This is a genomic window from Streptomyces sp. NPDC030838 (assembly GCF_055572035.1).
Window position 1 is genome coordinate 333,169 of the sequence record NZ_JBVIED010000005.1, and the last position, 23,713, is coordinate 356,881.

Below are 23,713 nucleotides of genomic sequence, written 5' to 3' on the forward strand. Positions count from 1 at the left end.
CGCGGCGAAACAGGAGTCCGTGCACGACATGAGCGACGAGCCGCAGCCGCAGGCGCAGCAGCCGAACGAGGGCGGGCCGGGAGGCGAGCCGGGGGGCGGCAAGGGCAAGCGGCCCAAGCGCACCGGCTGGCGCCGGATCATCCCCACCTGGCGGATGGTGCTCGGCACCTTCGTGATCGGCGTCCTGCTGCTGGCCGGACTGTTCTTCCTCGGCTACTCGATGGTGAAGATCCCGCCGGCCAACGCCCTCGCCACCAAGCAGAGCAACGTCTTCCTCTACGCGGACGGCACCCAGCTCGCCCGCGACGGCGAGGTCAACCGGGAGAACGTCGCCCTCGCGCAGATCTCCAAGGACGCCCAGCACGCGGTGCTGGCCGCCGAGGACCGCGACTTCTACACGGAGTCCGCGGTCGACCCCAAGGCCATGGTGCGCGCCGCCTGGAACACCGCGACCGGCAAGGGCAAGCAGTCCGGCTCGACGATCACCCAGCAGTACGTGAAGAACTACTACCTCGCCCAGGAGCAGACGCTCACCCGCAAGGCGAGGGAGTTCTTCATCGCGATCAAGCTGGACCAGGAGAAGAGCAAGGACGAGATCCTCGAGGGCTACCTCAACACCAGCTACTTCGGCCGCAACGCCTACGGCATCCAGGCCGCCGCGCAGGCCTACTACGGCGTCGACGCCACCGAACTGGACGCCGCCCAGGGCGCCTACCTCGCCGCGCTGCTGAACGCGCCCAGCCAGTACGACGTCGTCGCCCACCCGGAGAACCGCAAGTTCGCCGAGTCCCGCTGGAAGTACGTGCTCGACGGCATGGTCAAGGAGGGCTGGCTGAGCGCCTCCGAGCGGGCCGCGATGAAGTTCCCGATGCCGAAGGAGACCACCGTCTCCACCGGTCTGTCCGGGCAGCGCGGTTACATCGTGCGCATCGTCAAGGACTACCTGATCGAGAACGACATCGTCGACGAGGAGTCCCTCGACGCGGGCGGCTACCGCATCACCACCACCCTGCAGAAGCCCAAGCAGGACGCCTTCGTGAAGGCGGTCAACGACCAGCTGATGGACAAGCTGGACAAGGAGAACAACAAGGTCGACACCTACGTCCGCGCGGGCGGCGCCGCCGTCGACCCGAAGACCGGCGAGGTCGTGGCGATGTACAACGGCATCGACTACGTGAAGCAGTACACGCCGAACGCCACCCGCCGCGACTTCCAGGTCGGCTCCACCTTCAAGCCCTTCGTGTTCACCTCGGCCGTCGAGAACGACTCCACCACCCAGGACGGCCGCCCCATCACCCCGAACACGATCTACGACGGCACCAGCCAGCGCCCCGTGCAGGGCTGGTCCGGCGGCTACTACGCCCCCGAGAACGAGGACCACGTCGACTACGGCGACATCAGCGTCCGCGAGGCCACCGACAAGTCCGTGAACTCGGTGTACGCGCAGATGGCCGTCGACGTCGGCTCCGACAAGGTCAAGCAGACCGCGATCGACCTGGGCCTGCCCGAGGACACCCCCAACATGTCCCCCGGCCCGTCCATCGCGCTCGGCACGGCCACGGCCAGCGTCCTCGACATGGCCGAGGCGTACGCCACCCTCGCCAACCACGGCGAGCACGGCACGTACACCATGATCGAGGAGATCACCAAGGACGGCGTCGAGATCCAGCTCCCCGAGCGCAAGACCCGCCAGGCGATCAGCCGCGCCGCCGCCGACACCACCACCTCGATCCTGCAGAGCGTCGTCGAGAACGGCACCGCGCAGGCCGCGCTCGCCGCGGGCCGCCCCGCCGCCGGCAAGACCGGCACCGCCGAGGAGGACCGCGCCGCCTGGTTCGCGGGCTACACCCCCGACCTGGCCACCGTCGTCGCCGTCATGGGCCAGGACCCGGTCACCGCCGCGCACAAGTCGCTGTACGGCGCGCTGGGCGAGCGCCGCATGAACGGCGGCGGCCCGCCCGCCGACATCTGGGCCCAGTTCACCAAGGACGCCCTGAAGGGCACCCCGGCCACCGAGTTCAACCTGGAGCTCCAGGACGGCGCCGAGGACTGGGTGTACCCCAGCGTCCCGCCGACCACCGAGGCCCCCGACACCGACGAACCGACCGACGGCGCCAGCCCCAGCGAGAGCGGCGACGAGGACGAGGGCCGGACCGAGGGCCAGACGCAGGGCGGCACGACGGACGGCGGCACCACGGAGGGCGGCGCCACGGGCGACACGACGACCGGCGGCACCCCGACCGACGGCGGCAGCACCGGCGACGGCGGAACGACCACGGACGGCGGCACGACCACCGGCGGCGGCACCACGGGCGACACGACCACCGGCGGCACCACGGACGGCGGCACCACCGGCGGGACGACGGACGGCGGCACCGGCGGCACGACGGGGACGACGACCGGGACCACCGGCGGAACAACCCGCAGGCAGTGAACGGCCGGTGGGGCTCAGTGGCCGGACGTGGCCTTGAGCCCCACCACCGCGACCAGCAGCAGAGAGACGAAGAAGATCCGGGCCGCGGTCGCCGGCTCCCCCAGCACCACCATGCCGAGCACCGCCGACCCGGCCGCGCCGATGCCGACCCAGACGCCGTAGGCGGTACCGATGGGCAGCGTGCGGGCCGCGTAGGACAGCAGCAGCATGCTGGCGACGATGCCGGCGCCGGTGAACAGGCTGGGGACGAGCCGGGTGAACCCGTCGGTGAACTTCATCCCGATCGACCAGCCGACCTCCAGCAGACCGGCGATGATCAGCAGAACCCAGGCCATGAGGCACCTCCGAGAGACGTGTGTCGCTGAACGGGGTGCGTCGTCTTTGCCTTGACCCGGTACGGCGCGTCTCGTCGGGTGCCTTTCCAAGCTAGCAAAGGGAAGGAGAAAGGGGCCGGTGACGATGGTCACCGACCCCTCACATCACAACCGCGGTTCTACAGATACAGCCCGGTGGAGTCCTCCGACCCCTCGAAGCGGTCCGCGGCCACGGCGTGCAGATCCCGCTCCCGCATCAGCACGTACGGCACACCGCGCACCTCGACCTCGGCGCGGTCCTCGGGGTCGTAGAGCACCCGGTCTCCCGGCTCCACGGTCCGTACGTTCTGCCCCACCGCGACGACCTCCGCCCAGGCCAGCCGACGGCCCACGGCCGCCGTGGCGGGGATCAGGATGCCGCCGCCGGAACGCCGCTCGCCCTCGCTGGTGTCCTGCCGTACGAGCACGCGGTCGTGCAGCATCCGGATGGGCAGCTTGTCGTGTGGGGTGTTCTGGTCGTCTCTCTTGGCGCTCACGCCTTCGAACCTACCTGTCCGGCCTCAGCCCTTGCGCCGCCGGGTCCCGAGCACGAGCACCCCGACGACGGCGGCGGCGACGAGCGCGACGGGCAGGACCCGCTCCATCCGCGGTGCCCCGTCCTCGTCCACGAACGACGCCCTGACGTCCGTCACAACACGATTGACCTGCACATACGCCCGCCCAAGAGTGTGATCGATATTGCTGACGACCTTGGCCTTGGCATCCCCGACGATGGTCTTCGGATGCACGCGCACCCCGATCTCGTCGAGCGTCTCGGCCAGCGCCTCGCGGCGGCGCTTGATGTCCGCCTCGATCTGCGCCGGGGTTCTGGTGTCCGACGTGTCCGCCACCGTACGGCCTCCGAAGTCTGCGTTCGTCTGTTCCGGACAGTCTGTCAGCTCAGCGGCTCACCGCACTGTCAGCACCCCCGGTTACGCTAGCCGGATGAGCGAGCGACTTCAGCCCGGGGACACCGCCCCCGCCTTCACCCTCCCCGACGCCGACGGCCGTGAGGTCTCCCTGTCGGACCACAAGGGCCGCAAGGTCATCGTCTACTTCTACCCCGCCGCCCTCACCCCCGGCTGCACCAAGCAGGCCTGCGACTTCACCGACAACCTGGAGCTGCTGGCCGGCGCGGGCTACGACGTGATCGGCGTCTCCCCCGACAAGCCCGAGAAGCTCGCCAAGTTCCGCGACAAGGAATCCCTGCGGGTCACCCTCCTCGCCGACCCCGACAAGCAGGTCCTGGAGTCCTACGGCGCCTACGGCGAGAAGAAGCTCTACGGCAAGACGGTCGTCGGCGTCATCCGCTCCACGGTCGTCATCGACGAGGAGGGCAAGGTCGAACGGGCCCTGTACAACGTGAAGGCCACCGGCCACGTGGCAAAGATCATCAAGGATCTGGGGATCTGACAGCCCCGACTCACCCCCTCCGGCCCTGCGTCTGCACGGGCGTGACCACCCTCCGACCGGATCGTTGATCCGTGCGAGAGGGGAACGCTTGATCCAGCCGGAGGGGGCAATGGGCGCCAGGTACACCCGCGAGCTGCTCGAAGAGGCGGCCCGCGAGACGCGACACATCGACGACGCGGTCCGGTGGTGCGGAGGGCGTCCGACACCCGGTACACGCAGATACCTGCGCCGGAAGATGGCCGAGGCCTGCATCGACATCGCCCACCTCGCGACGAACCATGTACGCCACACCGAAGAGCGCCTGCGCGCTGCGGTGGCCGCTTCGAACAGCATGCGGGACGTCGTACGCCACCTGGGCCTCAACCAGGTCGGCGGCAACCAGGCCCACATCGCACGCAGGGTCGCGGCGCTCGGCATCGACACATCGCACTTCGCGCCGGTCCGGGCTCTCCCAAGCGGCGGCTCGCGCGGCGCCCGCCTCTCCCTGGGCACCCCCGACGCTGGAAGGATCTCCGGAGAACGACTGCGCCGGGAGCTGCTGCGGATCGGGCGTGACGAGTGCTGCGCCACGTGCGGCACCGGCCCTGAGTGGAACGGCAGGCCCCTCACCCTGGAGGTCGATCACGTCAACGGGGAGTGATGGGACAACCGGCCGGAGAATCTGCGTCTGCTGTGCCCCAACTGCCATGCGGTCACAGACACCTACCGCGGACGCAAGCGGAGGCGGCCATGAGCCGGGCGCGCTTCCCCCAGGAGACCCTGGCCGCCGCGGCGGCTGTTTCCACCAGCCTCGTCGACCTGCTGCGCCGTCTGAACGCACCCTTGGGCAGCCAGACGCTTCGCTATGTACGCAAACGGATCGAGCACTACGGGATCGAGACCTCGCACTTCGTCCACGAGCCTCTACCCGCCCGGAAGCGGACTTCGTACACGCGCGAGACGCTCACGGAGGCGGCGGCCCGCTCGACCAGCATGCGCGAGATGTTCGACCACTTGGGCGTGCCGCCCGGCGACAGCCTTTACGGCCACCTCCGGAAAAAGCTCGCTCACTGGGAGATCGACATCAGCCACTTCACCGCGGGCCGGGGACAGAGCACACGGCTCATCGCGGCAGAGCCGCTCAAGGCCGCCGCGGCCGGTTCCCGCAGCCTGGCCGGAATCCTCGGCGCGCTCGGTCTGTCGGACAACGGCGGCAACCGCCGACGGGTGAAGCAGAGCCTGGAGAAACATCGCATCTCCACTGCCCACTTCACCGGCCAGGGCCATCGCAGAGGAGTCGCCTCGCCCCGTCGCCAATCCGCCGACGACATCCTTCGGCGGATGCCGACGGGGTCGCCCAGGACGAAGACCACCCTCCTGCGACGCGCCCTCGACGACCTCCGTGTACCGCACGTCTGCGCCGAGTGCGGCCTCGGTGACACCTGACAGGGAAAACGGCTCGTGCTGGAGATCGACCACGTCAACGGCGATCGACTCGACAACCGGCGGGAGAACCTGAGGTACTTGTGCCCGTCCTGTCACAGCCAGACGCGGACCTACTCCCGACCACGTCGCATGAAGGCCCCGCGCGACCAGTAAAGTAGCGGCGTTGGGCCCGTACCCCAGCTGGCCTAGAGGGCGCCGGTTTAGGTCCGGTGTGTCGTGGGTTCGAGTCCCACCGGGCCCACCCAACGCCCCCCTTCGGCTGACTCAGGCCCCGAGCAGCTCCCGGACCACCGGTACGAGTGCCCGGAACGCCTTCCCCCGGTGGCTGATCGCGTTCTTCTCCTCCGGAGTCAGTTCCGCGCAGGTGCGGGTCTCGCCCTCGGGCTGGAGGATCGGGTCGTAGCCGAAGCCGCCGGTGCCGGCGGGGGTGTGGCGGAGGGTGCCGCGGAGTTGGCCTTCCACGACGCGTTCCGTGCCGTCGGGGAGGGCGAGGGCCGCCGCGCAGGCGAAGTGGGCGCCGCGGTGGTTGTCGGGGATGTCGGCGAGCTGGGCGAGGAGGAGGTCCAGGTTCGCCTTGTCGTCGCCGTGGCGGCCGGACCAGCGGGCGGAGAAGATGCCCGGCGCGCCGTTCAGGACGTCCACGCAGAGGCCGGAGTCGTCGGCGACCGCCGGGAGGCCGGTGGCTTGGGCGAGGGCGTGGGCCTTCAGCAACGCGTTCTCGGCGAACGTCACGCCCGTTTCCTTGACGTCGGGGACGTCGGGGTAGGCGTCCGCGCCGACGAGTTCGTGGGGCAGTCCGGCGTCGGCGAGGATCGCCTTCAGTTCGGTGATCTTTCCGGCGTTGCGGGTGGCGAGGATCAAGCGGGTCATGGCGTTCAGTATCACCGAGGCGCCATGACCCGCCGTGGTCGCCTTACGGGGTGCAGACCTTCGTCAGTTCGCCGGCCGCGTCCGTGATCGGGGTGATGTCGGGGGTCGCGTCGCCGTTGTCGACGGAGGTGCGGACGTTGTCCACGGCCTTCTGGAGGTCGTCGACGGCCTTGTTGACGTCGGCGTTGTCGGTCTTGTCGCCGATCTCGCCCAGGTTCTTCTCGATCGAGTCGAGGGATTCGTCGATCTGGGTCGGGTCGTTGGCCGCGTTGTCGACGGCCTGCTGGAGATCGGTGACGCTGTCGGCGATGGCGTCGGCGGTCTGGACGCAGTCCATCGCCTTGCTCACGGCCTCGCAGCCGGTGGTCAGCCCGAGCGTCAGTCCGACGGCAGCCACGGTGGCGGCGATGGCGGTACGGCTACGACGGCGACGGCTCACGGCCATTTTTTCGTTCCCTCCCTGGCGCAGGCCCACGGGGCCCCGGACTGGCCGGGCGCACGGGGTTGAATCCGTGCGCCCGTACTGCTCAAGACGCGGTGGCGCCCGGCGCGGTTGCCCACGCCGAGCACCGGATTTGGTGTGCCCTTTACTTTTCGGCGACCGTATCAAGCGCCGCGCGCTGCGCCGCCGCCAGTTCGGTGCAGCCGGCGACCGCGAGATCCAGCAGCGCGTTCAGCTCGTCGCGGGCGAAGGGCTCCGCCTCCGCGGTGCCCTGGACCTCGACGAAGCGTCCGTCGCCGGTGCAGACGACGTTCATGTCGGTCTCGGCGCGCACGTCCTCCTCGTAGCAGAGGTCGAGCAGCGGGACGCCGGCGACGATGCCGACCGAGACGGCGGAGACGGTGCCCGTCAGCGGCTGCCGGGCCGGCCTGATCAGCTTCTTGCCGCGGGCCCAGGCGACGGCGTCCGCGAGTGCCACGTACGCGCCGGTGATGGCCGCGGTGCGGGTGCCGCCGTCGGCCTGGAGGACGTCGCAGTCGAGGACGATGGTGTTCTCGCCGAGCGCCTTGTAGTCGATGACGGCGCGCAGGGAGCGGCCGATGAGGCGGGAGATCTCGTGCGTACGGCCGCCGATCTTGCCCTTGACGGACTCCCGGTCACCGCGGGTGTTGGTGGAGCGGGGCAGCATCGCGTACTCCGCGGTGACCCAGCCCTCGCCGCTGCCCTTGCGCCAGCGCGGGACGCCCTCGGTGAAGGAGGCGGTGCAGAGCACCTTGGTGTCGCCGAAGGAGACGAGGACGGAGCCCTCGGCGTGCTTGCTCCAGCCGCGCTCGATGGTGACCGGGCGGAGCTGTTCGGGGGTGCGGCCGTCGATTCGAGACATGGGTCGAGCCTAGTCGTATGGGGAAGGCGCCCTTCCCCCGCATGCGAAAGGGGCCCCGGAGGGCCCCTCAGACCGTGAGCCTCGGCTCACATCATGTCTTCGATCTCCGCGGCGATCGGGTCGGCGTCGGTGCCGATGACGACCTGGATGGCGGTGCCCATCTTGACGACACCGTGGGCGCCGGCGCCCTTGAGGGCCGTCTCGTCGACCAGCGAGCTGTCGCCGACCTCGACCCGGAGCCGGGTGATGCAGCCCTCGATCTCCTCGATGTTGTCGATGCCGCCGAGCCCGGCAACGATCTTCTCAGCCTTGCTGGCCATGTTCTTTCTCCCTGATCCGACAGGATGTGCGCCGATTCGTCCGCTGTGCCGTAGTAACCCACAGTCGGCCCAGCTTCGCGAGCGTTCAGGCCACCTCGACCGCAGGATGACGTCACGGCAACACAATCGTCCATGACTGGTCTACACCACCTGACAGACGGTCGCCAAACCGCTCGGAAGGACATTCATGAGTGCCGACGCCGTCAGTCCTGCCCGCGCCCGCTGGAATTCCCTGTTCCAGGGCCTGCAGAAGATGGGCCGCAGCCTCCAGCTTCCGATCGCCGTGCTGCCGGCCGCGGGCATCCTCAAGCGGCTGGGACGGCCGGATGTGTTCGGCGACGAGGGGCTCGGCTGGACCGTTGCGGCCAAGGTGATGGACGGTGCGGGCGGCGCCCTGCTGGACCCCTCGCTCGGGCTGCCGTTGCTGTTCTGCATCGGCGTGGCCATCGGCATGGCGAAGAAGGCGGACGGCTCGACGGCACTGGCGGCGGTGGCGGGTTTCCTCGTCTACTACTTCGTCCTGCGCCAGTTCCCGATGGACTGCGCGACCGGCACCTTCGTCAGCGCGGGCCCGCTGAGCGGTGTGTGCGCGACCACGGCCGGCGATCCCCCGACACCGGCCGAGTACCAGAACCCCGGCGTGTTCGGCGGCATCATCATGGGCCTGCTGTCGGCGTTCTTCTGGCAGCGGTACCACCGCACCAGGCTGGTCGACTGGCTGGGCTTCTTCAACGGGCGCCGGCTGGTGCCGATCATCATGGCGTTCGTGGCGATCGTGTTCGCCGCGCTGTGCCTGTGGATCTGGCCGCCGATCGGCCGGGGGCTGGAGAGTTTCAGCGACTGGCTGGAGGCCCTGGGCGCCTGGGGCGCGGGTGTCTTCGGCGTGGCCAACCGGGCGCTGCTGGTGGTCGGCCTGCACCAGTTCCTCAACGTGCCGATCTGGTTCCAGTTCGGCACGTACACGACACCCGAGGGCAAGGTGGTGCACGGCGACATCACCATGTTCCTGGAGGGCGACCCGACCGCCGGGCAGTTCACCTCCGGCTTCTTCCCGATCATGATGTTCGCCCTGCCGGCCGCGGCCCTGGCGATCGCGCACTGCGCGAAGCCCGGTCGCCGCAAGGAGGTCTCCGGTCTGATGCTCTCGGTGGCGCTGACGTCCTTCGTGACCGGCATCACCGAGCCCATCGAGTACTCGTTCCTGTTCATCGCGCCGGTCCTGTACGCGATCCACGCGCTGCTCACCGGTGTCTCGATGGCGGTGACCTGGGGGCTGGGCGTCAAGGACGGCTTCAGCTTCTCCGCGGGCCTGATCGACTACATCATCAACTGGAATCTCGCGACGAAACCCTGGCTGATCATTCCGATCGGCCTGGTTTTCGCCGTCGTCTATTACGCGATCTTCCGTTTCGCGATCACGAAATTCGATCTGAAGACTCCGGGGCGGGAGCCGGAGGAGGAAGTCGAGGACGTCACAAAGGTCTGAACCACGCGCCGCAAAGGCCTGGTCACCGGCACTGGGGGTAGCGGACCCGTAGCAGGAATCACGGGTTCCTTATCCGTCCTTCATCGTGCTACAACAGGTCTACACCACTGAGTGGTGTAGACCACCACCCGATGGAGGAAGTCTATGAGCACCGCCACCTCAACGGCGGCCCCCACGAAGAAGTGGGGATCCGGCCTTTTCCAGGGCCTTCAGAAGGTCGGCCGCAGTCTTCAGCTCCCGATCGCCGTTCTGCCGGCAGCGGGCATCCTGCTGCGACTCGGCCAGCCGGACGTCTTCGGCAAGGACGGCCTGGGCTGGGGCAAGGTGGCGGACGTGTTCGCCACGGCCGGCGACGCCGTCTTCGCGAACCTGCCCCTGCTGTTCTGCGTCGGCATCGCCATCGGATTCGCCAAGAAGGCCGACGGCTCCACCGCTCTGGCCGCGCTGGTGGGCTTCCTCGTCTACAAGAACGTGCTGACCGCGTTCCCGATCACCGAGGCGAAGGTCACCAAGGGTGCGGACATCGCCGCCACCTACAACGACCCGAAGGTCTTCGGCGGCATCATCATGGGCCTGATAGCCGCGGTCGTCTGGCAGCGGTTCCACCGCACCAAGCTCCCCGACTGGCTGGGCTTCTTCAACGGCCGCCGGCTCGTGCCCATCCTGATGGCCTTCATCGGCACCGCCGTCGGTGTCGTCTTCGGCCTGGTGTGGGAGCCCATCGGCGGCGTCATCACCGACTTCGGCGAGTGGATGACCGGGCTCGGCGCGGCCGGCGCGGGCGTCTTCGGCGCGATCAACCGGGCGCTTCTCCCCGTGGGCATGCACCAGTTCGTCAACACGGTGGCCTGGCAGGAGATCGGCTCCTTCACGGACTCCACCGGCGCCGTCTGGCACGGTGACCTGCCGCGCTTCTTCCACGGCGACCCGACCGCCGGTCAGTTCATGACGGGCTTCTTCCCGATCATGATGTTCGCCCTGCCGGCCGCCGCCCTCGCCATCACGCACTGTGCCCGCCCCGAGCGCCGCAAGGCTGTCGGCGGCATGATGGTCTCCCTCGCACTGACCTCGTTCGTCACCGGCATCACCGAGCCGATCGAGTTCGCGTTCATGTTCATCGCTCCGGTGCTGTACGTCATCCACGCGGCCCTGACCGCCATCTCCATGGCCGTCACCTGGGCGCTGGGCGTGCACCACGGCTTCAGCTTCTCGGCCGGCGCGATCGACTACTTCCTCAACTGGAACCTGGCCACCAAGCCATGGATGATCATTCCGATCGGCTTGGTCTTCGCCGCGATCTACTACGTGACCTTCCGCTTCGCGATCATCAAGTTCAACCTCACCACGCCGGGCCGCGAGCCCGAGGAGGAGGTCGAGGACCTCACGAAGGCGTGAGTCCCGCCTGAACACCTGAAGGCCCCGGAACCGACAAGGTTCCGGGGCCCTTCGCGTATGCGGGTGCTAGATCTCGTACGACCTCCTGGGCACCGCCAGTTCCACCGGCCCGTCGTACACCGCCCGTGCGTCGGTCAGGTTGACCTGGGGGTCGGTCCACGGGGGGATGTGGGTGAGGACCAGGCGGCGGGCGCCTGCGCGGGCCGCGGTTTCGCCTGCCTCGCGGCCGTTGAGGTGAAGGTCGGGGATGTTCTCCTTGCCGTGCGTGAAGGCGGCCTCGCACAGGAACAGGTCCGTGTCGCGGGCGAGTTCGTCCAGGGCCGGGGTCACGCCGGTGTCGCCCGAGTAGGTGAGGGAGCGGCCGCCGTGCTCGATGCGGATGCCGTACGCCTCCACCGGGTGGGCCACCCGCTCGGTGTGCACGGTGAACGGGCCGATCTCGAACGTCGACGGCTTGACCGTGTGGAAGTCGAAGACCTCGCTCATCGAGGAGGCGGACGGGGTGTCGGCGTACGCGACGGTCAGCCGGTGTTCCGTGCCCTCGGGGCCGTAGACGGGGAGCGGGTCGCAGCGTCCGCCGTCGTGCCGGTAGTAGCGCGCCACGAAGTACGCGCACATGTCGATGCAGTGGTCGGCGTGCAGATGGCTGAGGAAGATCGCGTCGAGGTCGTAGAGACCGCAGTGGCGCTGCAACTCGCCCAGGGCGCCATTGCCCATGTCGAGAAGCAGCCGGAAGCCGTCGGCCTCGACGAGGTAGCTCGAGCAGGCCGATTCCGCGGACGGGAACGACCCCGAGCAGCCGACGACGGTGAGCTTCATGAAGCAGAAACCTCCGCTGGCGGGTGGTGAGAAACGGGGGTCGTGCGGTCCGTCGAGCGTAAGGCGCAAAACCTCCGGTCGCTCCTCCGGCAGTCGCCGTTGTGGGCGAACTCACCTGTGTTGTCACCGGTTCGGCTGGACGCGGGGCTCGCACGGCGCTGTGGAGGGCGCGCGGTCTGGAACGTGCGCCGGTAACGTCGTCGGTATGGACACGTCCTGGTGGCTGGCGCTCGCGGCGGTGGTACTGCTCGCGCTCGTCGCCGCGCTCGTGGACGGCTGGGGCCGGCGGCGCCCCGGCCTCCGGGTACGGCCGCCGGGCCGGGACGGTGTCCGGCCGCAGCCGGCGGAGATCTGGTGGGCCGACGTGCCCTTCGAGGACGGGCCCGGTATGAAGGACCGGCCCTGTCTGGTGTTGTCGGTGCGGGGACGGCGGGCGACCGTCGCGAAGATCACCAGCAAGTACCGGGACGAGCGCGCCGGGGTGATCCCGCTGCCGCCCGGTGCCGTCGGCGATACCCGGGGGCGGGCGAGCTTCCTGGAGACGGACGAGCTTCGTGAGGTGCCGGTGTGCGACTTTCGTCGCCGGGTGGGGGTGGTGGACCCGGTCTTGTGGGACCAGGTCCGTCACCTGGCCTAGCCGCCCCTACGCCCAGAGTTGGCCCTGCAAGGTTTCGATCGCTTCCTCCGTCGTCGCCGCCGTGTAGACGCCCGTCGACAGGTACTTCCAGCCGCCGTCGGCCACGATGAACACGATGTCCGCGCTCTCGCCCGCCTTCAGCGCCTTCTTGCCGACGCCGATCGCGGCGTGCAGGGCCGCGCCGGTGGAGACGCCGGCGAAGATGCCCTCCTGCTGGAGGAGTTCCCGGGTGCGGGTGACCGCGTCGGCGGAGCCGACCGAGAAGCGGGTGGTCAGGACGGAGGCGTCGTACAGCTCGGGGACAAAGCCCTCGTCGAGGTTGCGCAGGCCGTAGACGAGGTCGTCGTAGCGCGGTTCCGCCGCGACGATCTTGACGTCCGGCTTGTGCTCGCGCAGGTAGCGGCCGACGCCCATGAGCGTGCCCGTGGTGCCCAGGCCCGCGACGAAGTGGGTGATCGAGGGGAGGTCCGCGAGGATCTCCGGGCCCGTCGTCGCGTAGTGCGCGCCCGCGTTGTCCGGGTTGCCGTACTGGTAGAGCATCACCCAGTCGGGGTGCTCGGCGGCCAGTTCCTTGGCGACGCGTACGGCGGTGTTGGAGCCGCCCGCGGCGGGCGACGAGATGATCTCGGCGCCCCACATGCCGAGCAGGTCCCGGCGCTCCTGGGAGGTGTTCTCCGGCATCACGCACACCATGCGGTAGCCCTTGAGCTTGGCCGCCATGGCGAGGGAGATGCCGGTGTTGCCGGAGGTGGGCTCCAGGATGGTGCAGCCCGGGGTCAGCCGGCCGTCCTTCTCCGCCTGCTCGATCATGTGCAGGGCGGGGCGGTCCTTGACCGAGCCGGTGGGGTTGCGGTCCTCCAGCTTGGCCCAGATCCGGACGTCGGCGGACAGCGACAGCCGCGGCAGGCGCACCAGGGGGGTGTTGCCCACCGCGGCCAGCGGGGAGTCGTAGCGCATCGGTGATCAGGCCATACCGCCGGCCACGGCCGGCAGGATCGTGACGTTGTCGCCGTCGGCGAGCTTGGTGTTGATGCCGTCCAGGAAGCGGACGTCCTCGTCGTTCAGGTAGACGTTGACGAACCGGCGCAGCTGGTCACCGTCCACGATCCGGGCGTGGATGCCCGCATGCCGGGTCTCGAGGTCGGCGAACAGCTCGGCGAGGGTGTCACCGCTGCCCTCCACCGCCTTCTGGCCGTCGGTGTACTGGCGGAGGATGGTGGGGATGCGGACCTCGATGGCCATGGCTCAGGGCTCCTGTCGGAAGGTGTCGTCGGGTGTGTGGGCGCGCAGTGGCGCGCCGCGGCGCACGGCCGTACGGCGGCAGGGTGTGTCAACAGATGGCGCTGTTCAGCCTGCACAGATCGACGTGCAGCCGCGCCACGAGCAGGATGCTCGGCGCCTTCTCGCTCACGTCGTACAGAACCATGGGCTCATCGTATCGATTCCCGGACCGGCTCCCGGAGTGTGATCCCATATGCCGGACGAATATCGGCCGAATTCTGAGATCAGACCTGAGATCAGTACGCCTCTACGACCTTGACCTCTTCCTCCGTGACCTCGCCCTCCACGATCCGGAACGAGCGGAACTGGAACTCGCCCATGCCGTCGGTGTCGGCGGTGGAGACCAGGACGTAGTGGGCGCCCGGCTCGTTGGCGTAGGAGATGTCGGTGCGGGACGGGTAGGCCTCGGTCGCGGTGTGGGAGTGGTAGATGACCACCGGCTCCTCGTCGCGGTCGTCCATCTCGCGGTAGAGCTTGAGCAGGTCGCCCGAGTCGAACTCGTAGAAGGTGGGCGACATGGCCGCGTTCAGCATGGGGATGAAGCGCTCGGGGCGGTCCGAGCCCGCCGGGCCCGCCACGACGCCGCACGCCTCGTCGGGGTGGTCCTTGCGCGCGTGGGCGACGATCTGGTCGACGAGGGCCTGGGTGATGGTCAGCATGTCCGTCAGGATAAGCAGAAGGGCCGTTCCGTACCGAGGGTTGGTACGGAACGGCCCACATGCCGGACGTCCTGAGCGGCAGCCACCGGGGACGCCACGAGTGTCCCCGGCGGCTGGACGTCCGCGAGGCGAACGCCTGGGAGGTCAGCCGACCTTGTCGAGCTGCGGCTCGCGGCGCTCGGCGACCTGCGGGTTGCGTGCCTTGAGCACGAACCAGCCGATGGCCAGGGCGGCGGCCCAGACCGCCATGACGTAGAGGCTGACCCGGGAGTCGGCGTCGATCGCGATCAGCGCCGTGACGAAGAGCAGGAACGCGATGGCGATGTACGAGCACACCGCGCCGCCCGGCGCCGGGAAGGAGGAGGCGGGCAGCCGGCCGGCGTCGACCGCGCGGCGGTACAGGACGTGGCTGATGAGGATCATGAGCCAGGTCCAGATGCCGGCGCCGGTGGCGACGGAGACGACGTAGCCGAAGGCCTTCTCCGGGACGATGTAGTTCAGGATCACGCCGATGCCCATGAAGACCACGGAGACGAAGATGCCGAGGGCGGGCGTCTTGGTCGAGGACAGCTTCTGGAAGGCCTTGGGCGCTTCGCCGCTCTCGGCCAGGTTCCGCAGCATGCGGCCCGTGGAGTACATGCCGGAGTTGCAGGAGGACAGCGCGGCGGTCAGCACGACGAAGTTGACGATGCCGGCGGCGGCCGGGATGCCGATCACCGCGAAGGCCTTCACGAACGGGCTGACGCCCGCCGCGAACTCGGTCCACTTCACCACGCACAGGATGACGGTGAGGGCACCGACGTAGAACAGCGCGATGCGCCAGGGCAGGGTGTTGATCGCCTTGGGGAGGGTCTTCTCCGGGTTCTCCGACTCACCGGCCGCGACACCGACCAGCTCGACCGCGAGGTAGGCGAACATGACGCCCTGCAGGGTCATCAGGGACGAGCCGATGCCCTTGGGGAAGAAGCCGTCGAAGGCCCACAGGTTGGAGACGGCGGCGGTGTCACCGGCGGCGCTGAAGCCGAAGGTGAGCACGCCGAGACCGATCACGATCATGCCGATCAGGGCCGTGACCTTGACCATCGAGAACCAGAACTCCAGCTCGCCGAAGAGCTTGACGGAGATCAGGTTGACCCCGAACAGGATCACCAGGAAGACCAGCGCCGTGACCCACCGCGGGATCTCCGGGAACCAGTAGTTGACGTAGATCGCGGCGGCCGTCAGCTCGGCCATGCCGGTGACGACCCACATCAGCCAGTACGTCCAGCCGGTGAAGTAGCCGAAGAACGGGCCGAGGAACTCGCGGGAGTACTCCGCGAAGGAGCCGGAGACGGGCCGGTAGAGCAGCAGCTCGCCGAGCGCCCGCATGATGAAGAAGATGATGACGCCCGCGAGGGCGTACATGAAGATCAGGCTGGGGCCGGCCTTGGCGATGTTCGCCCCGGCACCCAGGAAGAGGCCGACGCCGATGGCACCGCCGATGGCGATCATCTGGACCTGTCGGCTGCCGAGCCCGCGCTCGTACCCCTCTTCGGAGGTGTTCTCCTTGTCGACCTGCACAGAGGTCATGTGTGGTGCGCCTTTCTCCATACCGACCCGGGCCTCTCGTCGGCCTCGGATCGGGTCACGATCCCCCCGGATTGATGGAGCTGAGCGGTCCCTCCCCGGGGCCGCTCCTGCCTGGCCGACGGTTGTCGGCTCGGTGGCGCACCCGGCGGGACATGGGTGGTGTTCGCCGGGCGGTCGTGAAGATTTATCACGGCCGCAACAATGATCGCCCAGGTGGCATGTGGCGCACGCCATAGGAAGAAGTGGACAAAGGACACCTCAGCGGGGCATAAGCCGCCGCTGAGGTGACAGGATCGTTATCCGGATTTGAGCGTCCGCTGAGCGGACACTCATGACACCCAAACCGGATCAATCAGGGCATCAGCGTCGAGACCAGGGTCTCCTGGAGCCCGCCCAGCCACAGATAGGCCATGACCATCGGCTTGCGCGGGTCCTCGTCCGGCAGCCGGTAGAGCAGATCGGTGTCGTCCTCGTCGGTGATCTCCAGCCGGGAGCCGATGGCGAGGCGCAGATCGTTGAGGGCGCCGAGCCACTGCCGGGACTGATCGGGGGACAGCTGCAGCACCGCCCCGCCGTCACCGGCGGACGTCAGCGCGTCCAGGGAGCGGATGACCGCGAGGGCGTTCTCCCGCTTGCCGGCCCTGAGGTCGTTCTCGGTGTAGCGGCGGAACTCGGCGGAGTACGCCTTCTGCTCCTCGGCGGCCTTGGGGTCGAGGGTGCCCTCCGGGTCGCTGTAGGCGTCCGGGAAGAGGCGTTGCAGCACCGGGTCGGCGGGCGGCTCGCTCGGGCCCTCGGCGAACAGTTCGGCGAGCGGGTCGGCGGGGGCGTCCTCGGCGGGACCGGGCCCGATGAGCTCGAGCAGCTGGACGGCCAGCGAGCGGATGATGGAGATCTCGACGTCGTCGAGGGCGACGGCCGCGCCGCCGCCGGGGAGCGGTTCGAAGGTTCCTGGCATGGAGGGATTCGCTGCTTCCGACCGGCTACTTGCGGTCCTGCTGGAGGGTGGCCCACAGACCGTAGCCGTGCATGGCCTGCACGTCGCGTTCCATCTCCTCGCGGCTCCCGCTGGAGACGACCGCCCGGCCCTTGTGGTGGACGTCGAGCATGAGCTTGGTGGCCTTGTCCTTGGAGTAGCCGAAGTACGTCTGGAAGACATACGTCACATAGCTCATCAGATTGACCGGGTCGTTGTGGACGATCGTGACCCAGGGGACGTCCGGCTCGGGAACAGCGGAGACCTCTTCCGACGATTCGGTGCGTTCGATCTCGATGGGAGCGGCTGACGTCACACGACCATGCTGCCACGGGCACCAGAAATCGTCACACTGACGAAATGGGAGTAGCATCGGTTGCCATGAACACAGCGGACCTTGGGCTGCCGGTGGAGGTTCCCTCGACGGCGCTCTTCACGGACCAGTACGAGCTGACGATGCTCCAGGCCGCCCTGCAGGCGGGCACCGCCGGGCGGCGGAGCGTGTTCGAGGTCTTCACCCGGCGGCTGCCGGAAGGGCGCCGGTACGGCGTGGTCGCGGGCACCGGACGGGTGCTGGACGCCGTCGAGAACTTCCGCTTCGACGAGGGCGTCCTCGGCTTTCTGCGCGAGCGCGGCATCGTCGGCGAGGAGACCCTGGACTGGCTCGCCGGCTACCGCTTCAGCGGGGACATCTGGGGCTACCCCGAGGGCGAGGTGTACTTCCCGGGCTCGCCGATCCTGCGGGTCGAGGGCAGCTTCGGCGAGTGCGTGCTGCTGGAGACGGTGATCCTCTCCATCCTCAACCACGACTCGGCGATCGCCGCGGCGGCCTCCCGGATGTCCTCCGCGGCCGGTGACCGCCCGCTGATCGAGATGGGCGCCCGGCGCACCCACGAGCTGTCCGCCGTCGCCGCCGCCCGCGCCGCGTACGTCGGCGGCTTCGCCTCCACCTCCGACCTGGCGGCCGGCTTCCGCTACGGCATCCCGACCGTCGGCACCTCCGCGCACGCCTTCACCCTGCTGCACGACCGCGAGCGCGACGCCTTCCAGGCCCAGGTGAACTCCATGGGCCGCGGCACGACCCTGCTGGTGGACACCTACGACGTCGCCGAGGCCGTCCGTACGGCGGTGGAGATCGCCGGTCCCGAGCTGGGCGCCGTACGCATCGACTCCGGCGACCTGCTGCTGGTCGCGCACCGGGTGCGGCAGCAGCTGGACGAGCTGGGCGCCACGAACACCAGGATCATCGTGACCTCGGACCTCGACGAGTACGCCATCGCCTCGCTCGCGGCGGCGCCGGTCGACGCGTACGGCGTCGGCACCCAGCTGGTCACCGGGTCCGGGCACCCGACCTGCTCGATGGTCTACAAGCTCGTCGCCCGCGCCGACTCCGCCGACCCGGCGGCGCCGCTGGTGCCGGTGGCGAAGAAGTCCACCGGCGGCAAGACCTCCATCGGCGGCCGCAAGTGGGCCGCGCGGCGGCTGGACGAGCAGGGCGTCGCCGAGGCCGAGGTGGTCGGTACCGGACCGGTCCCGGACGCGCTGGCCGGCCGGCAGCTGCTGGTGGAGCTGGTCAAGGGCGGACAGGTGGTCGCACGGGAGCCGCTGGACGTCCCGCGCCGGCGCCATGCCTCCGCACGAGCCAATCTGCCGCTGTCCGCTACCCAGCTCTCCCGTGGGGAACCCGTCATTCCGACGGAATACCTGCACGGCGAGAAGGGCAGCTGATCGAAGGCCGCTCCGTACGCCCCCCGATGCCCCCTCCCGCACCGCGACCGAAGTCTCTAGGCTCGGAAGTTCATCCTGTGGACCTCCGAGACTCCATAGCCGAAGGACACCGACCATGCGCCGCGCCTTGATCGTCGTCGACGTGCAGAACGACTTCTGCGAGGGGGGCAGCCTCCCGGTGGCCGGAGGCGCCGATGTGGCCGCCGCGATCACCGAGCTGATCGGGCAGGCCCCCGCCGGATACCGGCATGTGGTGGCCACCCGCGACCATCACATCGCGCCCGGCGGCCATTTCGCGGACGACCCCGACTTCGTCCACTCCTGGCCCGCGCACTGTGTGGCGGGCACCGAGGGCGTCGGCTTCCATCCGAACTTCGCGCCCGCCGTCGCCTCCGGGGCGATCGACGCCGTCTTCGACAAGGGCGCGTACGCGGCGGCGTACAGCGGGTTCGAGGGCGTCGACGAGAACGGGGTGCCGCTCGCCGAGTGGCTGCGGGCCCGGGAGATCGACGAGGTCGACGTGGTCGGCATCGCGACCGACCACTGTGTGCGGGCGACCGCGCTGGACGCGGCGCGGGAGGGCTTCCGTACGCACGTGCTCCTCGACCTGACCGCCGGGGTGGCCCAGGAGACCACCGAGCGGGCGCTGGAGGAGCTGCGCGAGGCGGGCGTGGAGCTGACCGGGAAGCCGGTCGTCCAGTAGCCCGCCGTCGCGCGGCGGCCGGCGTCAGGTCTGTGCCGCGGGCTGCCGCAGCAGCGACCGGATCGGGCGCCACAGCTCCGTGATCACGACACCGTTGTCAGGGGCCGTACGCCATATCAGGCCGTCGGGGTGGTGCAGGACGGCGGTGATCTCGTCCGGGGTCGGCGGGGCCGCGTTGCCCCGCAGGTAGACCGCGCGCAGGCCCAGGTTGCGCAGCCTGGTCAGGGCGCGCGCCCGGTTCTGGGCGTGGACGAGGACCCGGACGCTACCGGGGCTCTGGGCGGCGGGGCTGGGCAGGTTCAGCGCCACCACCACCGTGCCGTTCGGCAGCTTGCAGAAACCTCCTGCGGCCATGCAGTCACATCCCCGTGTCAGCCGGTGTCAATAAGAGAACCACAGGACGCATCTGAACACGATCGGCGGCAACCCGCCAAGGGGTTGCCGCCGATACGCTCCTGACCTGCGGAAATGCCGACTACTTCACCGCGGGGCCGACCTGGACCGTGATCGTGGAGCCGTTCAGGGCCTCCTTGACGATCTTGATCTTGGTGTTGGTGTCAGTGATCTTGACGCCGGCGGTCGGGGTCGACTCGTCGTAGTAGCTGTTCGTGTGGTCGTTGAAGACCGGCACGCCCTTCGACGACGGGATCCGGGTCGCGACGTCCGCCTTGTGCAGGGTGAGGGCGTCCGTGCGGTACAGGCTGAACGGCGCGTCGTACGACTGGATCCGGTTGCGCATCAGCGTGCCGTCGGCCCACTTCAGCGGCGCCGGGTGGGAGTCCACCGGGAGCAGCAGGCCGACGCCCTCGTGCTCGCTGGTGTTGTTGTCCTTCTGGGAGGTGTCCCACTTCCAGATCAACAGGCCGTTCTGGTACGGGTAGTGCTCCACCCAGTCCGGACGGCTTGCGAAGCCGAAGTTGTACGGACCGACCTTCAGGGTCTTGTCGTACGACACGTACTGCCGGTTCTCGGCGATGTAGAACTGGTCGTACTCCGCGGTGAACGACGCGCCGATGCGCTCGAAGCCCTTCTTCGTCCAGCCGGCGTCGTCGCCCTCGGCGTTGTCGCTGAACAGCGCGGTGCCGTCGGCCACGACGGAGACGTTGTCGGCCGCGAAGCCCTTCAGGGCCACGCCGCCGTCGCTCTGGTAGCGGAAGCGCAGGTCGAACTTCTTGCCCGCGTAGGCGTCGAGGGAGTACGACAGCTTCTGGTAGCCGTCGACCGTGCCGGTCAGGGCCGGCTTGCCGCTGCCGTCGCGCGGGATCGGCTGACCGCCCACCGTGCCGTCCAGGGCGGTCCAGGTGGCGCCGCCGTCGGTGGACACCTCGGTGTAGAGGTAGTCGAAGTCCTTCTCGATCTCGTACCAGCCGTCGAGGGTCAGCGCTGCCGACGTCCTGCCGGTCAGGTCGACCGAGCGGGTCAGGGTGTTGCGCAGGTCGTCGCCGCTGCCGCTCCACCACTGCTTGGCGCCCTCGGCCGGGGTGACGATCTCGGTGGTGACCGCCTTCTTCGGCAGGGTGACGATGAGGGCCTGGGCGTTCTTGGTGTTGTACTCGGCGACGCCCAGCTTGTGCTTCGACTTCGTCGCGGCCTTCGCCGTGTCGTAGTCGAGCCAGCCCAGCTGGAGCTTGTCCCAGGCGGTCATGTCGCCGGGCATGTCACCGATGGTGCCCTGGCCCCGGCCGAGCCAGGAGCCGGAGGACATCAGGGTCCAGAACCCGGTGGAGTTCTCGCCGCCCTGGGTGTCGTAGTGGTCCGGCAGACCGAGGTCGTGGCCGTACTCGTGGGCGAAGACGCCGAGTCCGCCGTTCTCCGGCTGGATGGTGTAGTCGCCGACCCAGATGCCGGTGGAGCCGATCTGGGTGCCGCCGAGCTTGTTGAAGTCGGGGCCGGTGGCGCCCTGGTCGCTGCTGAACGCGTACCAGCGGTGGGCCCAGATCGCGTCCTCGCCCTGCGCGCCGCCGCCCGCGGACTCGTCCTCGCCGGCGTGCACGATCTGGAAGTGGTCGATGTAGCCGTCGCGCTCGTTGAAGTCGCCGTCGCCGTCGAAGTCGTAGCGGTCCCACTGGTCGTACTCGGCGAGCTTGGCCTTGATCTCGGCGTCGGTCTTGCCGGCCGCCTTCTGCTGCTCGGCCCAGGCGGTGACGCCGTCCTGCACCGCGTACCAGGCGCAGTTGTCCGGGTCGCACTTGTTGGAGCCGTAACGGGCCTCGTTGTAGGGGACCTTGACCCAGTCCTGGACCTCGCCCTCGATGGAGTAGCGGCCCGAGGACTGCTTCTCGTAGTAGGTCTTCATCGAGTCGGCGCCGTCGCCGAAGTAGAGGTTCTGGTAGTGCGCGCGGTCGTAGTCCGCCTGCCAGGCGGTGCTGTTGTCCTTGGTGCGGTCCGGCGCGGCGATCTGGTTGTGCAGCGGGCCGGGGGTGCCGCCGTAGCGGGGGTCGGTCTTGTCCCCGAACTCGACCAGGATGGTGAAGATCTTGTCCGTCTTCTCCCGGCCCAGCTCGACGTACTTGCTGTCGCCCTTGCGGCTTTCCAGCTCGACGACCTGGGAGCCGTCGCGCTTCTCTATCTCGGCCTCGCCCGATATGACCTGCTTCAGGGCCTCTTCGCGCTGGGCCTCCTGGGTCTTGCTGAACGGGCCTTCGAGGTCGTGCTCCTCGTGGGCCTTGACGGAGGCCGGGTCGTGTCGGTCGATGGCGGCGGGCTTCCCGGCCGGGTCGGCCGGGTCGGCCTGGGCCACACCGTAGGTGGAGAAGCCGGCGGTGGCCGCCGCGAGCGCGACCGCGGTCGCGGCCGCTCGGAACGTCCAGGGTCTGCTGGTCACTTGAGATCCTCCCCCGCGTCCGGGCGCGCGGAAGGAAGGGTCCTGGTCATGGAGGGTCCGCGCGCGCGTGATCAACGCGTGTAGTCAAGTGACGACATTGGACTAGAGGTTGGGAGGAAAAGACAGACCTTGACTTGGACAGGTCAAGTGCACTATGCGGTGTTCCGCTTTCGCTCAGCGAACACCGGACGACCGTTCAACGGGCGCGTGCCACCCTCGACTTGGCGGACGACATGACTCGATGCGCCCCCATGCTCCGGCACTGTTGGTCATCTCACGCTTACGCTTCGTTCCCCTCGGGCATGCAGGCGAATAGATTGACGAACACTGCCGAACACATATGCCTGTCCGCACCTCCCCCACGGCGAGAGGCACGGGGGGAGACCCCCTTCTCCGAGGACACGATTGCCATGCCTCGTCCGACCGCCGCACAGCTCGCCTACGGTTCCTGCACCGTGATCCTCTCGACGCTCGCCATGCTGCTGCTGTCGCAGACGAGTTCGGCCGCCGGGATCGCCCTCATCGCCGTCGCCGCGCTGACCCTCGGGCTGCTGGTCGCCCTGACGGTCCCGGTGCGCAGGGCCCCGCAGCCCACGCCGGCCTCCCCCGCGGCCCGGCCCGCCGCGCAGGAGCCGGTGGCGGCGGCCTCGGTCACCGACAACTGACGACGGCTCGCGCGGTCACTCGGTGCTGACCACCACCGTCTTGGCCGCCTTGTCGTGCAGGCCCTGCTTGTAGGGCTTGTCGAAGTAGCTCACGCCGCCCGAGATCGCCGTCCAGATGCAGGCGCAGCAGTAGGCGAACGGGAGCCACAGGACCGCAGCGCGCAGCAGTGCGGTCTGGACGGAGGGCGTGGCGCCGTTGTCCAGATTGGCCACGCGCATATTCAGCCATTTCTTGCCGAGCGTCTGCCCCCACTTGGCGATCATGAAGGTGTCGTACGCGATGTAGAGCACGGCCGCGATCGTGGACTGCCAGACGGACCTCGCCGTATCGATGTCCTCGCCGGCCACGTCGTACTCGTCGACGTCGAAGAGCCAGCCGAGCAGCACGACGACCACGCCCACCAGGATCATGTCGATCAGCCGGGCGAGCGTGCGCTTGGCGCTGTCGGCGAGCGGGGGCATCCCGGCGAGCGGGTCCTCGGGGTAACCGCCGCCGTAGCCGCCCCCGTACGGGCCGCCCTCGTACGGCGGTGGCGGCGGACCGCCGTACGGGGACCCGCCGCCGGGCGGAGGGCCGCCGCCGGGCGGGGTGCCGCCGCCGGGCGGAGTGTCGTACGGCGAGCCCGAGCCCTCGCCGGACGGGGGCTGCTTCCTGAACGGGTCGTCTTCCGGGGGCTGTCCGCCGGAGCCGGGGGGCGGTTCGGTGCTCATGGCCCGAGTGGACCCCGACGGCTCCCGCGGCGCATCCGACGGGCCGCCGTCCGGAGTACGCCCGTCGGGAGTACGCCCATCGGGAGGACACCCGTCGGGGGGACACCCAGCCGGAGGACACCC

29 protein-coding genes, 1 tRNA gene and 1 riboswitch are annotated in these 23,713 nt (G+C 69.1%); of the genes, 12 read left to right on the forward strand and 18 right to left on the reverse strand.

From position 1 onward, the window contains the following. The first annotated feature begins 28 nt into the window (after positions 1-28). Positions 29-2,434, forward strand: a complete 2,406-nt coding sequence (locus ACZ42A_RS16990) for a transglycosylase domain-containing protein (protein WP_468527981.1) — start codon at positions 29-31, stop codon at positions 2,432-2,434. Between the two features lie 14 nt (positions 2,435-2,448). On the opposite strand, the gene ACZ42A_RS16995 is transcribed toward ACZ42A_RS16990, so the two are convergent. From ACZ42A_RS16995 to ACZ42A_RS17005, 3 genes are all read right to left on the reverse strand, one after another. Next, a complete protein-coding gene (locus ACZ42A_RS16995) occupies positions 2,449-2,769 on the reverse strand; it encodes a DMT family transporter (RefSeq protein WP_468527982.1) in 321 nt (106 codons plus the stop codon). Between the two features lie 34 nt (positions 2,770-2,803). Next, positions 2,804-2,866, reverse strand: a riboswitch (guanidine-III (ykkC-III) riboswitch). Between the two features lie 61 nt (positions 2,867-2,927). After that, the gene (locus ACZ42A_RS17000) at positions 2,928-3,230 is read right to left on the reverse strand and encodes a GroES family chaperonin (protein ID WP_373296984.1); all 303 of its coding nucleotides are present in this window, start codon (positions 3,228-3,230) and stop codon (positions 2,928-2,930) included. 78 nt (positions 3,231-3,308) lie between these two features. Next, complete coding sequence (locus ACZ42A_RS17005) at positions 3,309-3,638, reverse strand: DUF3618 domain-containing protein (protein WP_468527983.1); 330 nt, start codon at positions 3,636-3,638, stop codon at positions 3,309-3,311. A 94-nt stretch (positions 3,639-3,732) separates the two neighbouring features. Between ACZ42A_RS17005 and bcp the strand changes: the two genes are divergently transcribed. From bcp to ACZ42A_RS17030, 5 genes are all read left to right on the forward strand, one after another. After that, positions 3,733-4,200, forward strand: coding sequence for a thioredoxin-dependent thiol peroxidase (gene bcp / locus ACZ42A_RS17010; RefSeq protein ID WP_468527984.1), 468 nt, complete (start codon positions 3,733-3,735; stop codon positions 4,198-4,200). A 109-nt stretch (positions 4,201-4,309) separates the two neighbouring features. Further along, a complete protein-coding gene (locus ACZ42A_RS17015; protein WP_468527985.1) occupies positions 4,310-4,840 on the forward strand; it encodes an HNH endonuclease in 531 nt (176 codons plus the stop codon). 89 nt (positions 4,841-4,929) lie between these two features. Further along, complete coding sequence (locus ACZ42A_RS17020; protein ID WP_468527986.1) at positions 4,930-5,625, forward strand: HNH endonuclease signature motif containing protein; 696 nt, start codon at positions 4,930-4,932, stop codon at positions 5,623-5,625. A 15-nt stretch (positions 5,626-5,640) separates the two neighbouring features. Beyond that, on the forward strand, positions 5,641-5,778 hold the full coding sequence (locus tag ACZ42A_RS17025) for an HNH endonuclease (protein WP_468527987.1): 138 nt from the start codon (positions 5,641-5,643) through the stop codon (positions 5,776-5,778). A 12-nt stretch (positions 5,779-5,790) separates the two neighbouring features. Beyond that, positions 5,791-5,866: transfer RNA gene (locus ACZ42A_RS17030), tRNA-Leu, on the forward strand. A gap of 23 nt (positions 5,867-5,889) precedes the next feature. Here ACZ42A_RS17030 and rdgB read toward each other — a convergent pair. The 4 genes from rdgB to ACZ42A_RS17050 all read right to left on the reverse strand — a co-directional run bounded on the left by rdgB (position 5,890) and on the right by ACZ42A_RS17050 (position 8,140). Beyond that, positions 5,890-6,495, reverse strand: coding sequence for an RdgB/HAM1 family non-canonical purine NTP pyrophosphatase (rdgB, locus tag ACZ42A_RS17035; RefSeq protein WP_468527988.1), 606 nt, complete (start codon positions 6,493-6,495; stop codon positions 5,890-5,892). A gap of 43 nt (positions 6,496-6,538) precedes the next feature. Then, a complete protein-coding gene (locus tag ACZ42A_RS17040) occupies positions 6,539-6,940 on the reverse strand; it encodes a hypothetical protein (RefSeq protein WP_468527989.1) in 402 nt (133 codons plus the stop codon). Between the two features lie 142 nt (positions 6,941-7,082). Then, positions 7,083-7,820, reverse strand: a complete 738-nt coding sequence (gene rph, locus ACZ42A_RS17045) for a ribonuclease PH (protein ID WP_468527990.1) — start codon at positions 7,818-7,820, stop codon at positions 7,083-7,085. 86 nt (positions 7,821-7,906) lie between these two features. After that, positions 7,907-8,140, reverse strand: a complete 234-nt coding sequence (locus ACZ42A_RS17050) for a PTS sugar transporter subunit IIB (RefSeq protein ID WP_468527991.1) — start codon at positions 8,138-8,140, stop codon at positions 7,907-7,909. A gap of 187 nt (positions 8,141-8,327) precedes the next feature. Here ACZ42A_RS17050 and ACZ42A_RS17055 point away from each other — a divergent pair, with 187 nt between their 5' ends. Both ACZ42A_RS17055 and ACZ42A_RS17060 read left to right on the forward strand, forming a co-directional pair. Then, the gene (locus tag ACZ42A_RS17055; protein WP_468527992.1) at positions 8,328-9,626 is read left to right on the forward strand and encodes a PTS transporter subunit EIIC; all 1,299 of its coding nucleotides are present in this window, start codon (positions 8,328-8,330) and stop codon (positions 9,624-9,626) included. A gap of 144 nt (positions 9,627-9,770) precedes the next feature. After that, the gene (locus ACZ42A_RS17060) at positions 9,771-11,021 is read left to right on the forward strand and encodes a PTS transporter subunit EIIC (RefSeq protein WP_468527993.1); all 1,251 of its coding nucleotides are present in this window, start codon (positions 9,771-9,773) and stop codon (positions 11,019-11,021) included. A gap of 66 nt (positions 11,022-11,087) precedes the next feature. Here ACZ42A_RS17060 and ACZ42A_RS17065 read toward each other — a convergent pair whose 3' ends face one another. Next, complete coding sequence (locus ACZ42A_RS17065; RefSeq protein WP_468527994.1) at positions 11,088-11,840, reverse strand: MBL fold metallo-hydrolase; 753 nt, start codon at positions 11,838-11,840, stop codon at positions 11,088-11,090. Positions 11,841-12,045: 205 nt separating this feature from the next. On the opposite strand from ACZ42A_RS17065, the gene ACZ42A_RS17070 reads away from it, so the two are divergent. Then, the gene (locus tag ACZ42A_RS17070) at positions 12,046-12,477 is read left to right on the forward strand and encodes a type II toxin-antitoxin system PemK/MazF family toxin (protein ID WP_468527995.1); all 432 of its coding nucleotides are present in this window, start codon (positions 12,046-12,048) and stop codon (positions 12,475-12,477) included. A gap of 6 nt (positions 12,478-12,483) precedes the next feature. Here the strand turns inward: ACZ42A_RS17070 and ACZ42A_RS17075 are convergent, their stop codons facing one another. From ACZ42A_RS17075 to clpS, 7 genes are all read right to left on the reverse strand, one after another. After that, entirely contained in the window at positions 12,484-13,434 is a 951-nt protein-coding gene (locus ACZ42A_RS17075) for a PLP-dependent cysteine synthase family protein (protein WP_468527996.1), read from the reverse strand. Positions 13,435-13,440: 6 nt separating this feature from the next. Continuing rightward, positions 13,441-13,719 carry a MoaD/ThiS family protein gene (locus ACZ42A_RS17080; RefSeq protein WP_468527997.1) on the reverse strand — a complete coding sequence of 93 codons (279 nt, stop codon included), beginning with the start codon at positions 13,717-13,719 and terminating at the stop codon, positions 13,441-13,443. An 88-nt stretch (positions 13,720-13,807) separates the two neighbouring features. After that, positions 13,808-13,903, reverse strand: coding sequence for a putative leader peptide (locus ACZ42A_RS17085; RefSeq protein ID WP_312023458.1), 96 nt, complete (start codon positions 13,901-13,903; stop codon positions 13,808-13,810). 91 nt (positions 13,904-13,994) lie between these two features. Beyond that, positions 13,995-14,417, reverse strand: a complete 423-nt coding sequence (locus ACZ42A_RS17090) for a M67 family metallopeptidase (protein ID WP_468527998.1) — start codon at positions 14,415-14,417, stop codon at positions 13,995-13,997. 144 nt (positions 14,418-14,561) lie between these two features. Continuing rightward, positions 14,562-15,986 (reverse strand): amino acid permease, encoded by a 1,425-nt coding sequence (locus ACZ42A_RS17095; RefSeq protein WP_468527999.1) that lies wholly within the window; start codon positions 15,984-15,986, stop codon positions 14,562-14,564. Positions 15,987-16,338: 352 nt separating this feature from the next. Continuing rightward, complete coding sequence (locus tag ACZ42A_RS17100; protein ID WP_468528000.1) at positions 16,339-16,941, reverse strand: DUF2017 domain-containing protein; 603 nt, start codon at positions 16,939-16,941, stop codon at positions 16,339-16,341. Positions 16,942-16,966: 25 nt separating this feature from the next. Continuing rightward, positions 16,967-17,332: an ATP-dependent Clp protease adapter ClpS gene (clpS, locus tag ACZ42A_RS17105; RefSeq protein ID WP_468528001.1), complete on the reverse strand. Its 366-nt coding sequence runs from the start codon at positions 17,330-17,332 to the stop codon at positions 16,967-16,969. 8 nt (positions 17,333-17,340) lie between these two features. Between clpS and ACZ42A_RS17110 the strand changes: the two genes are divergently transcribed. Together ACZ42A_RS17110 and ACZ42A_RS17115 are read left to right on the forward strand one after the other, a co-directional pair. Continuing rightward, entirely contained in the window at positions 17,341-18,687 is a 1,347-nt protein-coding gene (locus ACZ42A_RS17110; RefSeq protein WP_468528002.1) for a nicotinate phosphoribosyltransferase, read from the forward strand. A 115-nt stretch (positions 18,688-18,802) separates the two neighbouring features. Continuing rightward, positions 18,803-19,390 carry an isochorismatase family protein gene (locus ACZ42A_RS17115; RefSeq protein WP_468528003.1) on the forward strand — a complete coding sequence of 196 codons (588 nt, stop codon included), beginning with the start codon at positions 18,803-18,805 and terminating at the stop codon, positions 19,388-19,390. Positions 19,391-19,414: 24 nt separating this feature from the next. On the opposite strand, the gene ACZ42A_RS17120 is transcribed toward ACZ42A_RS17115, so the two are convergent. Together ACZ42A_RS17120 and ACZ42A_RS17125 are read right to left on the reverse strand one after the other, a co-directional pair. After that, a complete protein-coding gene (locus tag ACZ42A_RS17120) occupies positions 19,415-19,744 on the reverse strand; it encodes a hypothetical protein (RefSeq protein ID WP_468528004.1) in 330 nt (109 codons plus the stop codon). 121 nt (positions 19,745-19,865) lie between these two features. Then, positions 19,866-22,214, reverse strand: coding sequence for an immune inhibitor A domain-containing protein (locus tag ACZ42A_RS17125; protein ID WP_468528005.1), 2,349 nt, complete (start codon positions 22,212-22,214; stop codon positions 19,866-19,868). Positions 22,215-22,624: 410 nt separating this feature from the next. Between ACZ42A_RS17125 and ACZ42A_RS17130 the strand changes: the two genes are divergently transcribed. Next, complete coding sequence (locus ACZ42A_RS17130) at positions 22,625-22,879, forward strand: hypothetical protein (RefSeq protein WP_468528006.1); 255 nt, start codon at positions 22,625-22,627, stop codon at positions 22,877-22,879. 15 nt (positions 22,880-22,894) lie between these two features. Here ACZ42A_RS17130 and ACZ42A_RS17135 read toward each other — a convergent pair whose 3' ends face one another. After that, positions 22,895-23,590, reverse strand: a complete 696-nt coding sequence (locus ACZ42A_RS17135) for an RDD family protein (RefSeq protein WP_468528007.1) — start codon at positions 23,588-23,590, stop codon at positions 22,895-22,897. Between the last annotated feature and the right edge of the window lie 123 nt (positions 23,591-23,713).

What these genes read in the sequence shown, in the direction of transcription:
- ACZ42A_RS17115 (WP_468528003.1), top strand. Translation starts at nt 18,803, where the DNA reads ATGCGCCGCGCCTTGATCGTCGTCGACGTGCAGAACGACTTCTGCGAG.
- ACZ42A_RS17050 (WP_468527991.1), bottom strand. Translation starts at nt 8,140, where the DNA reads ATGGCCAGCAAGGCTGAGAAGATCGTTGCCGGGCTCGGCGGCATCGAC.
- ACZ42A_RS17095 (WP_468527999.1), bottom strand. Translation starts at nt 15,986, where the DNA reads ATGACCTCTGTGCAGGTCGACAAGGAGAACACCTCCGAAGAGGGGTAC.
- ACZ42A_RS17100 (WP_468528000.1), bottom strand. Translation starts at nt 16,941, where the DNA reads ATGCCAGGAACCTTCGAACCGCTCCCCGGCGGCGGCGCGGCCGTCGCC.
- ACZ42A_RS17065 (WP_468527994.1), bottom strand. Translation starts at nt 11,840, where the DNA reads ATGAAGCTCACCGTCGTCGGCTGCTCGGGGTCGTTCCCGTCCGCGGAA.
- ACZ42A_RS17085 (WP_312023458.1), bottom strand. Translation starts at nt 13,903, where the DNA reads ATGGTTCTGTACGACGTGAGCGAGAAGGCGCCGAGCATCCTGCTCGTG.
- ACZ42A_RS17120 (WP_468528004.1), bottom strand. Translation starts at nt 19,744, where the DNA reads ATGGCCGCAGGAGGTTTCTGCAAGCTGCCGAACGGCACGGTGGTGGTG.
- ACZ42A_RS17040 (WP_468527989.1), bottom strand. Translation starts at nt 6,940, where the DNA reads ATGGCCGTGAGCCGTCGCCGTCGTAGCCGTACCGCCATCGCCGCCACC.
- ACZ42A_RS17020 (WP_468527986.1), top strand. Translation starts at nt 4,930, where the DNA reads ATGAGCCGGGCGCGCTTCCCCCAGGAGACCCTGGCCGCCGCGGCGGCT.
- ACZ42A_RS17055 (WP_468527992.1), top strand. Translation starts at nt 8,328, where the DNA reads ATGAGTGCCGACGCCGTCAGTCCTGCCCGCGCCCGCTGGAATTCCCTG.
- ACZ42A_RS17060 (WP_468527993.1), top strand. Translation starts at nt 9,771, where the DNA reads ATGAGCACCGCCACCTCAACGGCGGCCCCCACGAAGAAGTGGGGATCC.
- ACZ42A_RS16995 (WP_468527982.1), bottom strand. Translation starts at nt 2,769, where the DNA reads ATGGCCTGGGTTCTGCTGATCATCGCCGGTCTGCTGGAGGTCGGCTGG.
- ACZ42A_RS16990 (WP_468527981.1), top strand. Translation starts at nt 29, where the DNA reads ATGAGCGACGAGCCGCAGCCGCAGGCGCAGCAGCCGAACGAGGGCGGG.
- ACZ42A_RS17090 (WP_468527998.1), bottom strand. Translation starts at nt 14,417, where the DNA reads ATGCTGACCATCACCCAGGCCCTCGTCGACCAGATCGTCGCCCACGCG.
- ACZ42A_RS17110 (WP_468528002.1), top strand. Translation starts at nt 17,341, where the DNA reads ATGAACACAGCGGACCTTGGGCTGCCGGTGGAGGTTCCCTCGACGGCG.
- ACZ42A_RS17070 (WP_468527995.1), top strand. Translation starts at nt 12,046, where the DNA reads ATGGACACGTCCTGGTGGCTGGCGCTCGCGGCGGTGGTACTGCTCGCG.
- ACZ42A_RS17075 (WP_468527996.1), bottom strand. Translation starts at nt 13,434, where the DNA reads ATGCGCTACGACTCCCCGCTGGCCGCGGTGGGCAACACCCCCCTGGTG.
- ACZ42A_RS17130 (WP_468528006.1), top strand. Translation starts at nt 22,625, where the DNA reads ATGCCTCGTCCGACCGCCGCACAGCTCGCCTACGGTTCCTGCACCGTG.
- rph (WP_468527990.1), bottom strand. Translation starts at nt 7,820, where the DNA reads ATGTCTCGAATCGACGGCCGCACCCCCGAACAGCTCCGCCCGGTCACC.
- rdgB (WP_468527988.1), bottom strand. Translation starts at nt 6,495, where the DNA reads ATGACCCGCTTGATCCTCGCCACCCGCAACGCCGGAAAGATCACCGAA.
- ACZ42A_RS17015 (WP_468527985.1), top strand. Translation starts at nt 4,310, where the DNA reads ATGGGCGCCAGGTACACCCGCGAGCTGCTCGAAGAGGCGGCCCGCGAG.
- ACZ42A_RS17135 (WP_468528007.1), bottom strand. Translation starts at nt 23,590, where the DNA reads ATGAGCACCGAACCGCCCCCCGGCTCCGGCGGACAGCCCCCGGAAGAC.
- ACZ42A_RS17000 (WP_373296984.1), bottom strand. Translation starts at nt 3,230, where the DNA reads ATGCTGCACGACCGCGTGCTCGTACGGCAGGACACCAGCGAGGGCGAG.
- ACZ42A_RS17080 (WP_468527997.1), bottom strand. Translation starts at nt 13,719, where the DNA reads ATGGCCATCGAGGTCCGCATCCCCACCATCCTCCGCCAGTACACCGAC.
- bcp (WP_468527984.1), top strand. Translation starts at nt 3,733, where the DNA reads ATGAGCGAGCGACTTCAGCCCGGGGACACCGCCCCCGCCTTCACCCTC.
- clpS (WP_468528001.1), bottom strand. Translation starts at nt 17,332, where the DNA reads ATGCTACTCCCATTTCGTCAGTGTGACGATTTCTGGTGCCCGTGGCAG.